The following is a 15,343-nucleotide window of genomic DNA, read 5'->3' as shown; positions in this document are numbered from 1 at the left end:
TATTTTACCAAGTAGCGTGGGTTCCCCAAGGAAACATTTGGGGGCCACGGCCCCTTGGTGGGGAGAGCTTGAGAGGGGCGAAGCCCCTTTCAAAGCGCCCCCCTCAATTATTCAGGCCCCAGCCGCCCGCGCGATGCGATGGTCTTCGTTCGCCGCCGCCGGGATCGGCTGGACGCCACGGGCCCAGGCCGTCGCTTCGGTCAGGATGCGGTCAGCATCGGAGGTCGGCAGGAGTTCGACGTATTCGCGTGCGGTCACGGCCTGCGGGTCCCAGTTGTGGGCGATCTGGGAAAGCCAACCCTGCGGCGGCGCCTGCATCTGCCCCAGGTCGTGCAGGACGCCGACCCGGCGGACCATCACGATCACGCGCTTGGCGGCATCGAGCCGCATACGCTCGGCGAATTGGCCGGTCGCCAGGTCGGTCACCGTGGCGAGCGCGGCACCGCGCAGTTTCGACGCAGGCATATCGAGGCCCTGATCGGGCATGGGACGTCAGCTCCTTCAACGCGGCCAGCCATCCGGCCGCTGGGTCCATGGGGCAAGCCGCCACTGGACAACGAGAGTCCACCTAAGAAGGTTTCGGGACCGTTCAAGCACAATGGCGCGCCGATGTGCCCCGCCGGCTCGGGGTGCCGCATTGCAGCCTGCGCATGGCGCGGCGCGGGGGCGGCGGGACGTGCATGGCCGGGGCGGGTTTGGCGCAGCACGGTTTCCGGCCGCCGCCGGTTCGGGGTAGGAGAACGCGGGTGGAAACTCGGCCGACCGCCCCACCCCAAAATGTCGCGGCTTGGCGAGGCCTGCGTTTGGCGATCCTTGTGCTCGGGCTGCTGTTGTCGGGCCTGGGGGCGGAGTCCCAGCCCGCGCCGCCGGACCCCGCGGCCGCGCCGGCGACCTCGCTGACCTATACGGTCACCATCGCGCCGACCGGCGACGACGCGCTGGATGCGGCGCTGGCCGCGACCTCCCAACTCAGGGCCTTGCAGGACGCCCCGCCCGAGGATGGCCCCGGGCTGATCGCGCGGGTCACCGAGGATCTGCGCCGCCTGCCCGATGCGCTGCGGGCGGAGGGCTATTGGGGCGGCGGCATCGGGGCCGAGATCGCCGGCCTGGCGCCGGACAGTGCCGCCCTGCCCGCGGTGCTGACTGCCGCCTTGCGCGACGGGTCGCCCGTCGCGGTCCGGCTGCTGCCGCACGCCGGGCCGCGCTACAAGTTCGGCGCCATCGCGGTGCGCCCGGCGCCGGGCGCCGACCCCGATGCTGTGGCCATCGCCGCCGCCCGCGTCGGCATCGCCACCGGCGAACCCGCGCTGATCGCCCCGGTGCTGGCGGCCGAGACCGGGCTGATCACCACCTTGCGCGACACCGGCCACCCGCTGGCGACCGTCGTGGCGCGGGAGGCCATCCTGGACTACGACCGCCAGGTGCTGGACGTGACCTGGCGGCTGTCGCCCGGCCCGGTCGCGCGGTTCGGCACCCCGGTCGTGACCGGCGAACAACGCACCCGCGCGGCCTTCCTGAACCGTATCGCCGGGCGCCTGGCCGGGGAGACCTATTCCCCCGCCGCCGTCGAACGGGCGCGACAGGCCTTGTCGGGCCTGGGTGTGTTCGCATCGGTCCGCGCCCAGACGGGCAACGCGGTATCGGCCGATGGCACCCTGCCCATCACCTTCACCGTGCAGGAACGGCCGCTGCGCAGCCTTGGCGTGTCGGGCGCCTATGAGACGAACTACGGCCTGTCCGGCCGCGTCTGGTGGGAACACCGCAACCTGTTCGGTGGCGCCGAGCGGCTGCGGCTGGAGGCGGAAGTGTCGCGCCTGGGCCTGGCATCGCCGGATGACCTGAACTACCGGGTCTCGGCCGGGATTCGCAGCCCCTATGTGTTCGGCCAGCCGATCACGCTGACCACCGACATCGCGGCCCTGCGCGAAAGGCTGACGGTCTACGACCGCGATGCCGTGACCGCCCAGGTCGGGCTGGAACGCATGATCGGGACACGCTGGACCCTGCGCGCCGCGGTCGGCGCGGAAATCGGGCGGGCGGCGCCGGATGGCGAGCCCTTCACCGACTACGAAATCCTGTCCTTGCCGCTGTCGGCCCGCTGGGACGCGACGGACAACCTGCTGGACCCAAGGCGCGGCGCGCGGGTCACGGTGCTCGCCACCCCTGCCTATGAGCTATTGGGTGCACAATCCTATGCCATCCTGAAGGCCACCGGGACGACCTACCTGGACATCGTGGGTGAGGGCCGCGGCGTGCTGGCCCTGCGGGGCGTGATCGGTTCGCTGGCCGGGGCGACGGCGACATCGGTGCCGCCGCAGCAGCGGTTCTATGCCGGTGGGGCAGGGTCGGTGCGTGGCTACGACTACCTGTCGATCGGGCCGACCGGGCCGACCGGCCAGCCGACCGGGGGGGCGAGCCTGCTCGAAGCCTCGGTCGAATGGCGGCAACGGCTGGTCGGCCCCTGGGGCATGGCGGTTTTCGTCGATGCCGGCGCGGTCGGCGAGACATCGACGCCCGAGGCACGGAATCCGCGCATCGGGGCGGGGGCCGGCGTGCGCTACACCACGGCGATCGGCCCGATCCGGGCGGATGTGGGCTTTCCGCTGGTGTCGCAGGAAGGGTCCGGCAGTTACGGGCTCTATATCGGGCTGGGGCAGGCGTTCTGATGCGGTGGTTCCGGCGCCTCTTGATGATCGTGGTGGCTTTGGCGGTCGTGCCGGCCGCGCTGCTGCTGGTGGCGAATACCGCACCGGGGCGGCATGGGCTGGAACGGATCGCGGCCGCGGCCGTGCCGGGGCTTGTGATCGAAGGGCTGGCAGGGCCCCTGCCCGGCCGCATCGCCGCCAGGCGCGTGACCATGGCCGATGCGGAGGGGGTGTGGCTGGAACTCGTGGATCTGGACCTGCGGCTGGACTGGCTGGCGCTGGCGCGGCGGACGGCGCGGGTGGAGCGACTGGCCGCGAGCCGGCTGGTGCTGCACCGCCTGCCGGCCAGCGAACCGGCGGTGGAAGAGCCCGGCACGGGCGAGATCTTGCCGTCACTGCCATCCTTGCCCCTGCCGGTCGAACTGGATGCTTTGAGCCTGGCCGAACTCGTCCTGGCGGAGCCGGTGCTGGGCGTCGCGGCCCGGCTTTCGGTCGAAGGCTCCGGCCGGTTGCGCGCGCAGGACGCGACCGCGCGGATCGCGCTGCGCCGGCTGGATGCCCCCGGGGATGCGGGGCTGGTGCTGGATTGGCGGCCGGCGACGGGCCATCTATCGGCCAGCCTGACCCTGGACGAACCGGCCGGGGGCCTGGCCGCCACGCTGCTGGGGCTGGCCGATGCGCCCGCGCATCTGGCGCTGTCGCTGGATGGCCCGGTGGAGAATGCGCCCTTCCGGCTGGACGCCCGTCTTGGCGCGGCGGCCCAGGCCAGCGCCACGGGCACCGTCGGCATTGCCCCGGACGGCACGACCACGCTGTCGCTGACGGCGAATGCGACGGCCCCCGGCCTGCTGCCGGCGCCGGTTGCGGAGATGGCGCTGACCGCGGGGCTGCGCATCGCGCCCGATGGCGGGATTGTCATCACCGAGGCGACGGCCAAGACCCCCGCGGCCGATGTCACCCTGTCGGGCACGCTGGCGGCATCGGGTGCGCTGGCCGTGGCCTGGCGGGCCAGCACGGGGCCGCAGGCGATGGCCCTGCTGCCGCCGGGACCGCGCTTTTCCGGCGCCGAAGGCAGCGGGCGGGTGACCGGCACGTTGGCGGCGCCGGTTGTCGAAGCGAACCTGCGCGTGGCCGATCCGCGCAGTGGGATCGCCGCGGTCGAACCCCTGCTCGGCGCCGCCGCGACCCTGGAGATGCGGGCCACCATGGCCGGTGCCACCGGCACCGTGGCCGGCGGGGCCGCCCAGGCGCATTTCGATGTGACCTGGGACCCGGAGTTGGCGGGGCGGGTCGGCGTGACCCTGCCGGATCTATCGGTGCTCGGCCCCGGTTTTTCCGGGGCGATGCGGGCGAACGCGAGCCTGGCGGGGGGGATCACCGAGGGCGTCGCGACACTGGATGCCTCGGGCGACGGCGTGACCTGGACGCATACGCGGCTCGACACCCCGAGGCTGACAGCGAGGCTGCGCCTGGCCGGTGGCCGCCCGGCCGAAGTTCATGCGGATGGCACCGCGACCTATGGCACCATGCCGCTGACCCTGCGCGTGCAGGCAGCGCCAGAGGGTGACCTGATCCGCATCGCGGCGGTGCGCGCCTCGGCCGGTGATGCGGTGCTGGAGGGCAGCGGCAGCATCGACCCGGCGAGTTTGCTGGCCGAGGGGACCGCGCGCCTGGCCGTGCCGGACATCGCCGCCCTGGTGCCCGGCGCGCCGCCCGGCCGCATCGCCGCCACGCTGGAGGCCAGCCTGCCCGAGGGCCGGCAACATCTGGCCCTGCGCACCGAGGCAAGTCTGCGCGACGGCACCACCGCCACGGCCAGCGCCATCGGCGGGCTGGACGTGCTGGCGCTGGAGGCACGGGCCAATGGCGCGGGGTTGCGTGCATCGATGCAAGGCACGGCGCGGGTGCAGGACCGCGTGCTGGACCTGGCGGCGCTGGAGATCCTGCGCGCGGACACGCCGCCGCTGCGCCTGCTGCGCCCGGCCCGGCTGCGCGCCGGCGAGGACGGGCCGGTGCTGGAGGGGTTGCAGCTTGGCTTCGGCAGCGGGCGGATCGAGGCCGCGGGCAACCTGCTGCGGCGCGTCGAGGTCACCTTGCGCGCCCTGCCCATCGACAGCCTGGCCCCCGCGACCGGCCGCATCGACGGCACCATCACGGTCGAGGGCGCCGAACGCGCGCGGTTCCAGGTCGCGGCAACCGGGCTCGGCAGCCCGATGGCGGCGGGGCTGCCGCCGGCGAGCCTGCGGATCGAGGGCGATGCCACCGCGACCGGCGCCAACCTGCGCGGCACGGCCGAGGCCGGGGCGGCGGGGCGCTTCGACCTGACCGCGCGGCTGAGTGGGTTTGGCGGCAATGATGCGCTGGAGGGCACCTTGCGCGGCACCATGGATGCCGCGCGCCTGGCAGCGCCCTTCATCGGCGGCGGCGCCGACCGGGTGGCGGGCCGAATCGCGGTGGATATGCGGGTGGGGGGCACGCTGGGCGATCCGCGGCCCGAGGGCACGGCGACCTTGTCGGCCGGGTCGTGGCGCAATGCGTCGATGGGCGGCGCGCTGAGCGATATCGCGGGGCGGCTGCGCTTTGCCGGGACCACGCTGCACGTCGAAAGCCTGACCGCGAAGACCGCGGGCAATGGGAGCTTTGCCCTGGACGGGACCGTCGAGCCGTTCCAGGCGGGGGTCCCGGTGGCGCTGCGGCTGGTCGCGCGCAACGCGCGGCCGATCACCGGGCCGTTCGGGACCGGTATCTTCGACGCCGACCTGGCGCTGGATGGGCCGCTGCTGGGGGCGGCGGACCTGACGGGGCGGGTGCTGGTCCAGCGGGCGGATCTGCGGGTGCCGGATTCCCTGCCGGCGTCGGTGCCGCAATTGCCCGGGGTGCGGGCGCGCGGGACCAGGCCCCCCGGTGCGGCGCCCCTGCCGCAGCCCCGGCCGCCGGGGGGTGGCGGCCCCGACTGGGCGCTGGCGGTGCAGTTGGATGCGCCGCAGCGGGTGCTGATCGCCGGGCGCGGGCTGGATGTGGAATTGGGCGGCAGCCTGACGCTGCGCGGCACCTTGGCGGCGCCGCAGACCGATGGCGAGTTGACCTTGCGACGCGGCACCGTGTCGTTGCCGACGCGCAGGCTGGCGTTCCAGCGCGGCACCCTGAAGTTTTTGGGCGACCCGATCCCGGAGGTGAATTTGGTCGCCGGCGCCGAAACGGGTGGCTACAGCGTCGCGATCGAGGTGACGGGGCCGGCGACATCCCCGCGGATCGCCGTCACGTCAAACCCCACGCTGCCGCCGGAGGAAGCGATGGCACTGCTGCTGTTCGGCCGCAGCGGGCAGCGGCTGTCGGCGACCGAAGCGGTGCAGGCGGCGCAGGCGCTGGCGCAGCTTTCGGGGCTGCCGGGCTTTGCCGACGGGGGCGTGCTGGGGCGGCTGGGCCGGAGCCTGGGGCTGGACAGGCTGGGCGTCGGGACGAGTGAAAGCGGGGCCGCCGGGGTGGATGCGGGGCGGTATATCGCGCCGGGGCTGTATCTGGGGATCCGGCCGGGGACGGATGGGACCTTGCCGGGGGTGGCGGCGCAATGGGATTTGACGCCGCGGTTGCGGTTGGAGGCGGAGACGAGCCGGGGTGCGGGTGGGGAGCGGGTTGGATTGGCGTATGAGTTGGAGTATTGATACGAAAACGGATCGACTAGCGACGATCTTCCCCTGCATTCGGTCGCGCAACGGGTGGCGCCCTTCTCGGCTCTCTCCATCACCGCTACCTTCATCTCCTGAATCGGAGAAAGAGGTATTTTGGCTCCATGAAGGGCCGGCGAAAGCGGCGGCGAGGTTCTATGCATTTCGTCATCAGGAGTCATTCTCATCATGAGTGAAAATCAAGACGACGAAATGTTTATCTCGTTTTCTCGTGCGATCACCCAAAAGGCCTTCAGCCAGGAGTCCTTTTCGATCCATATGATCGCCGAATCGGACATGTTGAAGACGAACCGGCCAAAGAAGACGTTGTTCAGCGAAGCCGCGACGAAATCACATCATTTTCCTGTATTCAGGAAGACAAATCGACAGAACGCCCCACTTTACGTTGCGCGAATCGCAAATGCCAGGATTTTCTCGCGCCTTTGGTATGTCGCCAATCAGCAAAATATGATTATTTCCGAAAGTCTCCCACAAAAATATCGCAATCAAATCTCGATTTCCGAGATATCGAACAAGATTTTCGCTCAAAATTTTACGCCGCTGGATGGCTCGTATATTCTATCAGGGCACGAATCGACGGATAATTATTTTCATTGGCACATCGATTGTCTTTCGGCGATTTTATTGTCCCTGGATGAAAATCCGAAGGCCAAGATCCTTTATGAAAAGCTGAACCGTTGGCAGCGTGCATCGCTGAGCCATCTCGGGATCCGCGATGACATGCTTGCCGAGATGCCAAACCGGGCCGTCGCCGTCAGCGAACTGCTCTGGGCATCGCCCCTACGTCGTGATCAGTTTCTGATGAATGATATCGTCTGCAAGGTTTTTTCGAAGATAAAGGAATCGGTGTCTCGCTCGCCGGGCGTGACGACGAGCGGTGCCGAGAAAATCTACGTGGCCAGGACGGATTCAAAAAACAGAAAACTCCTCAACGAAGACGCCCTGATCGAGAAGCTCAGCAGCATAGGCTACAAGATACTGGTTCCCAGCCAGGTATCCTATGAAGATCAGGTGATGTGTTTTGCGAACGCGAAGAACGTCGTGGGGCTTCACGGAGCAGGATTAACAAACATCGGATTCACACCAAAAGAATGCAACTTGATTGAAATTTTTCCCGATTCCTACATGAATACCGGCTTCTATGGGATGGTTCAGGTAACGCAGAATCCGTATTATTTCTACTCTAAATCCTCAACGAGCGGCCCCATCAAGGCCAATCATCAGCCCGATTATTGGACGATAGATATCGATGATTTCATACAGGAGTACAAGGATATCCTGTAATTTAAATATCGGATCGTTCTGCCCGCAGTCTGCTGAATTCGTGCGCCCAGACTGACGTGACAGTCGCATGATATGCTCTATATAAAAATTGTACTCACCGATTTACTGAAGTCGCCATTAGATGTCGGTCTGAACATGATGGCATGATCGAATATCGCTACGTTACTCAGTACCGACCACCCTTTCCACAACATCAATTTTTCCTGCCCGCGCAGCAATCCCATGTGACGCCGATCGCAAACCGACAACATGGCAATATGCTTGTTCTCCTCCATGAAGCTGAGCATGGTCGATTTCAGGTTGTCTGAAAGCTCCAACTCATCTTTTTTTATAATTGTGGATGGACGCTCGGCCCAATTCACATATCGCTTGTGAAGAAATTTTCGAAACTCAGCGGATACTTGCTTCGCATCATCTTCCTCCAAATCATCGGAACGGCATACGGTATCGAACAGGTTAGGAAACGCAGAAACAACGTCAGGCGATAGGACCCGCACCCTTTCGAAATTCACAAAATCTGGCTTGATTTCAACGACAGCACCGGTGGCAGGGAAAGCATTGATAAGATCTGCGTCGCTGACATTCACCTCCCTCACTTCAGCCCGCGAAAAATCCGCCTCCGTAAAATCGCCGAAGAGCAGGGGGGATGCCGGAGGATTAATTACGTTCGTATACCAATCACGGAACTTGAAATTCCAAAGATCCTCATCTCGCGAATGAAGCCAAATCGTCGGCTTCCCCAGCGCCTCCGCAAAAATCAACCCATGCAAACTCTGAGAAATTACGATCTCCGATTCACAAATCGCCTTTATGGGATTGAGACTATTGTCCCTCATATCAATCACCGTGAACTCAGGGCTGTCGGCGTATTTTTTATAAAATCGATGATTCACTTGCGCCCAATGCGGAATAAAAGCCGCCTTGAATCGACACCCGTTTATTTTTGAGTTTTCGACCCACTGCCTAACCGTAGAAATATTGCGAATCAATACGCCGGCATCGCCCAAAGGAACATCCGCAACCGCATATCCACGATCACGGACCGCAAGCATCGAATTTTTTCCTCGGAGCGCGGAAATTTTCGTTGGGTCAACTACGACATCCTTTGACGGATCGATGATCCCGCTACTCCAGACATATGAATTTGTATTCGCCATAAACAAAATACTGCCGATACACAGAATATGATCGACATTTCTTCCAACCAAAACGGGTTCGTATTTCAGAACATCCTTGATGATATACGACGAAATGCTGTCACCGCAGTTACGAACCGCGTTCCAGTACCTGATACCAACTCCATCCATTCAAATACTCCGATTCACCAACTGCGAAAATACTCTCAGGGTCGATTGGATGCAACTGAAAAGACCAGACCCAGCGTCGGTTAACTCTTTGAAACACCAATGTGTTTTACCAACGGACCGTCGAGGCTGCGTCCGCCACGGATACCTGCACGCATCGCGCGTTTCGCCGCCCCGCCCCGCAAGTTCGGCACGGCTTTGGCCGATCCGAGACAGAGGATGAGCATGAACTAAATGTGATTTTCATCACGGACCGACGCACGTGGGCCGTAGCCCGAGCCGGATCCCATCACAGCAAACCCGCGTGCAAGGGCGCTTCCGGCAACCCCAAGCGCCAGAAAGGCGAAAGGTTCCCGAACTTCCAACGAAGGGGCCGCGATTGACCGCCACCCACACGCATGAGTTGCCGAAAAGACCGCCGGCTGTATGGTAGAGTCAGGCATTCAGTCTGGGGTTTAGGGTAAAGCGGATGATGAAAATTGCCGTTGTCGGAGCATATAATCCCGGCCGAAATACCGGAATGCTAACGGTCGACCTTGCATTTCACTCGATTGTTGAAAAATATTCTCAAGAAAATAGAATCAGCGCAACACTCCTCAACGTTGAAGATAATCAAGACTTCAATGATCAAAAAACCGGAACAAAACTAATATCGAAAAAATTGAACAACATTGAAGAATTAGAAGAATTCGACAAAATCGTATATTGGGGTGATTTTCTTCATTCCAGGACGTACTTCAAAAAAGATCTTCGATTTCGCCACGGCCGTCGCGTCGGTGACGATCAAATAGAAGAATATCTTAAATTCGCTTACGGTCTTCTTATGCTGGAAGATGCCGACGACCAGATGCTATCCAATGTCATTTGCTTTGGCAGCTCACTCATCATCAACACCCATTTCGATGATGCAGACAAGCGGTATCGCGCCTCGATAAAGCGACTCTACGAGAACTCGCGGCTGGTCTTGTTGCGGGATCCATTGTCGGCGGCCTTCGCGTCCCGATACGCCAACGATATGTCCGCCTCGACGCTCGGCGTTGACTGCGCATTTTTGCTGCGCCCGTTTGACCAGTTTCAGTGGACCAGGCGTAGCCCGGCGAAGCGGACCCCGACCAAACGGGTGGGCTTCGCTTTCGGCCGCGCCATTTCCAAGATACCCGAGCTCATGGAGGCGTCTCGCAAATTCGTGGACGCGCTCGCCAAGCAGATGGGTGCGACCGAAATTGTGGATATCGAGTGGTGGAAGGTCGACCGGCGAAGCCCGCTGAATTCGGTGGCCGAAAAGCTGTCCCTTTTGGCGAGCTGTGATTTCGTCGTAACGGACATCTATCACTGCTCGGTCAATTCATGGCGCGAGGGCACTCCCGCCCTGTGCATCGGCATGGGCGCGGAATTCCCCGGCGGCACCCTGACCGAAAAGAAGAAAGAGATGCTCTTCGGCATGTTCAATCTTCGAAGGTACTATGTTTTCGTCGAGAACCTCATGGCCGACGCGAGTTTCGCGCGCAGTGTCGAATCCAGCCTGAGGGCCCTGAAGGACACTGATACGATCGAGTCCCTGTGGTCGGGCATTCTCGACGACGCAAAATCCGCGGAGCGTCGCCTTGCCCTGGCGTTGGGCATGCGGCCGATGCTCGAAGATGCCCGCGAACCTGAACCCGTACTCGAGGCTTAGCAGGTCGCTCCTGGTCGGCGGGCTTCGGTCCCCGTCATCACGCGGCCACAGAATTTTCCCGGTCTGCCCCCGGCATCCATGACCTGCCCAGACGTCGCCGGTTCGGCGGGTGATCTCGGCCTTCCCCTGTCACCCATGTTGCAGCGCAGCCCGCCGCCTGCCACGTTTCACTCCCGTGCGGAAAAATCCCCGCGCGCGCAATACCAGACGAAATCGTCGAATCACCGTCCAGGTAAAGGGAGACGTGGCCTTGCTGACCTTAGCCTTGCTGTTGGTCATGCTGCTGGGGGGCGCATCGATCGCCTACAGCGTCGTGACGTCAAAGGATGTTCTCGCCCGCGATCCGGGCTCGCCCCGCATGCAGGAAATCGCCCAAGCGATCCAGGAAGGCGCCCAGGCCTATCTGAAGCGCCAATACACCACCATCGGCGCCGTCGGGGTCGTGCTGTTCATCCTGGTGGCCTGGCTGCTGGGCCTGGCGGTCGCGATCGGCTTCCTGATCGGCGCGGTGCTGTCGGCGGCCGCCGGCTTCATCGGCATGAACGTCTCCGTGCGCGCCAATGTCCGCACCGCGCAGGCCTCGGCCACGGGCCTGGCGGAGGGGCTGGATGTCGCGTTCAAATCCGGCGCCATCACGGGCATGCTTGTCGCGGGCCTCGCCCTGCTGGGGGTGACCGTCTACTTCTTCATCCTGGTGATCCTGGGCGGACATCCGCCGACGTCGCGCCTGGTGATCGACAGCCTGGTGGCCCTCGGCTTCGGCGCGTCGCTGATCTCGATCTTCGCCCGTCTCGGCGGCGGCATCTTCACCAAGGGTGCGGATGTCGGCGGCGACATGGTCGGCAAGGTCGAGGCCGGCATCCCCGAGGATGACCCCCGCAACCCCGCGACCATCGCCGACAACGTGGGCGACAATGTCGGCGATTGCGCCGGCATGGCGGCCGACCTGTTCGAAACTTATGCCGTGACCCTGGTCGCGACGATGGTGCTCGCCTCCATCGCCTTCCAGGATGATGCGCTGCGGGTGGCGGGAATGCTGTTTCCGCTGACGATCGGTGCGGTCTGCGTCATCACCTCCATCGCCGGCACGTATTTCGTGAAGCTGCCGGCCAGCCAGAACATCATGGGCGCGCTGTATCGCGGGTTGATCGTCACGGCGCTGCTGTCGCTGGCCGCGACCCTGCCGCTGACGGGCCTGGTCTTTGGTGGGTTCACCAACCAGATCACGGCACAGGGCACGACCTTCACGCCCTTTGGCTTGTGGCTGTGCGGGGTCGTCGGCATCTCGGTGACGGCGCTGCTGGTGGTGATCACCGAATACTACACCGGCACGCAGTTCGCGCCGGTCAAGGCGATCGCCGAAAGCAGCCAGACCGGGCATGGCACCAACGTGATCCGCGGCATCGCGGTCAGCATGGAGGCGACCGCCATCCCCGCGCTGATCATCATCGCGGGCATCCTGTTCAGCTACAGCATCGCCGGGCTCTACGGCATCGCCATCGCGACCACGACGATGCTCGGGGTCGCCGGCATGATCGTGGCGCTGGATGCCTTTGGTCCGGTCACCGACAATGCCGGCGGCATCGCCGAAATGGCCGGGTTGCCGCCGGAGATTCGTCACACGACGGATGCGCTGGATGCGGTCGGCAATACCACCAAGGCGGTGACCAAGGGCTATGCCATCGGTTCGGCGGCCCTCGGCGCGGTGGTGCTTTTCGCGGCCTATACGCAGGATTTGAACTACTTCATCGCCAATAGCGCGTCCTATCCCTTCTTCGCCGGGATCGGGCCGCTGACCTTCTCTCTCTCCGACCCCTATGTCGTGGTCGGGCTGCTGTTCGGCGGCATGCTGCCCTACCTGTTCGGCGGCATCGCGATGACGGCGGTCGGGCGCGCGGCGATGAGCGTGGTGGAGGAAGTCCGCCGCCAGTTCCGCGAAAACCCCGGCATCATGACCGGCGAGACCCGGCCCGACTACGGCCGCGCGGTGGACATGCTGACCAAGAGCGCGATCCGGGAAATGATCATCCCCTCGTTGCTGCCGGTGCTGTCGCCCATCGTCTGCTTCGCCGTGATCCTCTGGGTCGGTGGCAAGGCGGCTGCCTTCTCATCCCTCGGCGCGATGCTGTTGGGCGTGATCGTCACGGGCTTCTTCGTCGCGGTCAGCATGACCACCGGCGGCGGCGCCTGGGACAATGCCAAGAAGTATATCGAGGAAGGCAACTACGGCGGCAAAGGCAGTGAGGCCCACAAGGCCGCGGTGACCGGCGACACCGTGGGCGATCCGTACAAGGACACCGCGGGCCCCGCGGTGAACCCGATGATCAAGATCACCAACATCGTCGCCCTGCTGTTGCTGGCAGTGCTGGCGCACCAGTAGCGTTATCCCGCCGCCGGGATCCTGCGGGATTCCGGCGGCACCAGGATTTCGGCCCGCACCGGCTGCCCGGTCAGCCAGCCCTGGATGATCGTGCAACCCTCCCGCCGCACGGCAAAGGCCTCGGCCTCCGTCTCCACGCCCTCGGCCAGGACCTCGATCCCCATGCCGCGGGCCAGGGCCACCGTCGCGCGCAGCACGGCGCGGTTGCCGGGTGAGCGGTCCAGCCCCGCGACGATGCTGCGATCCAGTTTCAACCGTTGCACCGGCAGCCGCACGACATGCTGCAGCGACGACAACCCGCCGCCGAAATCATCCAGCGCCAGCCCCACCCCGATCGCGCGCAGCCGCGCCAGGGTCGCCTCGATCGGGGCGATGTCGCGCACCGCCAGGTCCTCGGGGATCTCGATCTCCAGCGCTGACGGCGCGACGCCGTGGCGCAGCAGCGCGCCGGCGATCCGGTCGGCAAAGCCAGGGTCGCGCAGCGACAGCACGGTCGCGTTCACCGCGATGACCGCGGGCGCGCCCTGCACCCCGCGCCAGGCGGCGGCCTGGCGCAACGCGGCCTCCATCACCCAGGCGTCGATGGCGTCGAGCAGGCGTGCGTCGCTCGCCGCGGGAAAGATCTCCGATGGCGGCACCGCACGGCCAAGCCGCGATGAATTCCACCGCAGCAACGCCTCGGCCCCCACCATCGCCTGGGCCGAGACATTCCACTGCGCCTGGAACTCCAGGTGGAACTCGTCCCGCTCCAGCGCCATGATCAAGGCTTCGCGCATGGCGTCGCGGCGGTCCACCGCTTCCCGCAACGCGGGGCGGAAGACCAGGGCGGCGTTCCGCCCGGCCTGCTTGACGCCGAACATCGCAAGGTCGGCGGCGCGCTGCAATTCATCCGCCGTCCGGCCATGGGTCGGCGCGATGGCGATGCCGATGCTGGCCGAAAGGGTCAGTTCCGCGCCATCACGGAGCAGCGGCATCCGCATCGCCCGTTGCAACCGCGCGGCGATGGCGCGTGCGCCGGCTTCCTCGGCCCCCGGCGCGATCACCGCGAACTCATCGCCGCCGACGCGGCAGCAGACATCACCGGGGCGCACGCAGGCGGCCATGCGCTCCGCCACCGCGACCAGCAGCGCGTCGCCGGCGACATGGCCGAAGCGGGCATTGGTCTGCTTGAACTGATCGAGGTCGATCGTCACCAACGCGCCGCCACCACCGCCTTCGATCACCAGGGCTTCCAGTGCCGCACGGAAACGCGCGCGATTGGCCAGCCCGGTCAGCGGGTCATGCTCCGCCAAATGTTCGGCCTGCGCCTGCGCCTGCTTCAGGGGCGTGATGTCGATCACCGTCAGCACGCAGCGATCGCCATCGCCGAGCCAGGGCGATGCCGCGATCAGCAGGCGCTTTTCGCCGCCATCGGCCAGCGGCAGCCCGACCTCGACCTCGCGCCCGGTCGGGAAGCCGAAGGGTCCGGCGGGATCGTCGGGGAAGGTGCGGCGAAACCCCGCGTCGTCGAGCCTGGCCGGCGGCAACTCGCCCGGGAAAAGCCGCGCGAGCCGGGCATTCGCCGAGCGGGTACCGCCCGCCTTGTCCAGTTCCCAGATGCCGATCGGCGCGCTTTCCAGCAGCAGCCGCGCCTGGGCTTCGCTGTCCTGCAGGGCACGTTCGCGCTGCTTGATCGCGGTGATGTCGATGGTCATGCCCGCGACCTGGCCGCCGGGCAGCCGCTGCTTCACGACCCGCATCCAGCGACCATCGGGGTACAGGCGGTCGAAACCTTGCGGTGCCTCGCCTTCATGCTGTTCGACGCGGCGGGCGACCTCCGCCTCGATCCCGGCGGATGCGCCGGGCGCGGTGGGATCGGGGAAGATGGTCCGCACCACGGCCATGCGCATCAGGTCATCGTAGCGCACCGGCCGGTCGCCGGCCGCGGTCAGGGCCTCGGCATGCAGGGCGCGGTAGCCGTCGCTGGCGACGAGCAGCGTCCGGTCCGGCGCGAAAACGGCGAAGTTGCAGGGTATGCCATCGATGGCGTCGGCCAGCAGGCCGCCGGCGGCCTCGGCACGGGCCGCGCGGCGGGCGGCAAGCCAAGCCAGGGCCCCCGGGGGCACGGCCGCGGCGACAACGGCCGCCGTGGCGGGAAGCCCGAACCAGACACCCGCCCCGAGCGCCACCGCGCCCGCCGTCGCCATGCTTGCGATCAGCGGCAGGGGGCCGGATGCGGGCCGGTCGTGCGGCCGCATCAGCGGTTTGCGGTCACGACGGGTTCACGTCGGCCCCATCTGTCCTTGGCCCGCTGCAAGGTGCCCACGCGTCTGTCGCCCGATGATGATGTCAAGACCAGCGCCAGCCTGTGGCTGAACCGGATCGGTGCA

At 65.6% G+C, this 15,343-nt stretch carries 8 protein-coding genes; 5 read left to right on the top strand and 3 right to left on the bottom strand.

All coding sequences use genetic code 11. The features are described from left to right. Nucleotides 1-111 precede the first annotated feature (111 nt). Nucleotides 112-486 carry a hypothetical protein gene (locus ACQW02_RS04840; protein WP_431284139.1) on the bottom strand — a complete coding sequence of 125 codons (375 nt, stop codon included), beginning with the start codon at nucleotides 484-486 and terminating at the stop codon, nucleotides 112-114. Between the two features lie 317 nt (nucleotides 487-803). On the opposite strand from ACQW02_RS04840, the gene ACQW02_RS04835 reads away from it, so the two are divergent. The 3 genes from ACQW02_RS04835 to ACQW02_RS04825 all read left to right on the top strand — a co-directional run bounded on the left by ACQW02_RS04835 (nucleotide 804) and on the right by ACQW02_RS04825 (nucleotide 7,615). Further along, nucleotides 804-2,666, top strand: coding sequence for an autotransporter assembly complex protein TamA (locus ACQW02_RS04835; protein WP_431284138.1), 1,863 nt, complete (start codon nucleotides 804-806; stop codon nucleotides 2,664-2,666). Nucleotides 2,667-2,689: 23 nt separating this feature from the next. Next, nucleotides 2,690-6,307, top strand: a complete 3,618-nt coding sequence (locus ACQW02_RS04830; RefSeq protein ID WP_431284137.1) for a translocation/assembly module TamB domain-containing protein — start codon at nucleotides 2,690-2,692, stop codon at nucleotides 6,305-6,307. A gap of 192 nt (nucleotides 6,308-6,499) precedes the next feature. Beyond that, nucleotides 6,500-7,615, top strand: a complete 1,116-nt coding sequence (locus ACQW02_RS04825) for a glycosyltransferase family 61 protein (RefSeq protein WP_431284136.1) — start codon at nucleotides 6,500-6,502, stop codon at nucleotides 7,613-7,615. Nucleotides 7,616-7,692: 77 nt separating this feature from the next. On the opposite strand, the gene ACQW02_RS04820 is transcribed toward ACQW02_RS04825, so the two are convergent. Continuing rightward, on the bottom strand, nucleotides 7,693-8,922 hold the full coding sequence (locus tag ACQW02_RS04820; RefSeq protein ID WP_431284135.1) for a polysaccharide pyruvyl transferase family protein: 1,230 nt from the start codon (nucleotides 8,920-8,922) through the stop codon (nucleotides 7,693-7,695). Nucleotides 8,923-9,388: 466 nt separating this feature from the next. On the opposite strand from ACQW02_RS04820, the gene ACQW02_RS04815 reads away from it, so the two are divergent. Both ACQW02_RS04815 and ACQW02_RS04810 read left to right on the top strand, forming a co-directional pair. Next, complete coding sequence (locus tag ACQW02_RS04815) at nucleotides 9,389-10,594, top strand: polysaccharide pyruvyl transferase family protein (RefSeq protein ID WP_431284134.1); 1,206 nt, start codon at nucleotides 9,389-9,391, stop codon at nucleotides 10,592-10,594. A gap of 250 nt (nucleotides 10,595-10,844) precedes the next feature. Further along, nucleotides 10,845-12,974 carry a sodium-translocating pyrophosphatase gene (locus ACQW02_RS04810; protein ID WP_431284133.1) on the top strand — a complete coding sequence of 710 codons (2,130 nt, stop codon included), beginning with the start codon at nucleotides 10,845-10,847 and terminating at the stop codon, nucleotides 12,972-12,974. Between the two features lie 2 nt (nucleotides 12,975-12,976). On the opposite strand, the gene ACQW02_RS04805 is transcribed toward ACQW02_RS04810, so the two are convergent. Beyond that, complete coding sequence (locus tag ACQW02_RS04805) at nucleotides 12,977-15,211, bottom strand: putative bifunctional diguanylate cyclase/phosphodiesterase (RefSeq protein WP_431284132.1); 2,235 nt, start codon at nucleotides 15,209-15,211, stop codon at nucleotides 12,977-12,979. Between the last annotated feature and the right edge of the window lie 132 nt (nucleotides 15,212-15,343).

It is taken from the genome of Humitalea sp. 24SJ18S-53 (genome assembly GCF_050632385.1).
Taxonomy (GTDB): Bacteria; Pseudomonadota; Alphaproteobacteria; order Acetobacterales; family Acetobacteraceae; genus Humitalea.
This window is presented reverse-complemented; position numbering and strand designations above follow the sequence as displayed.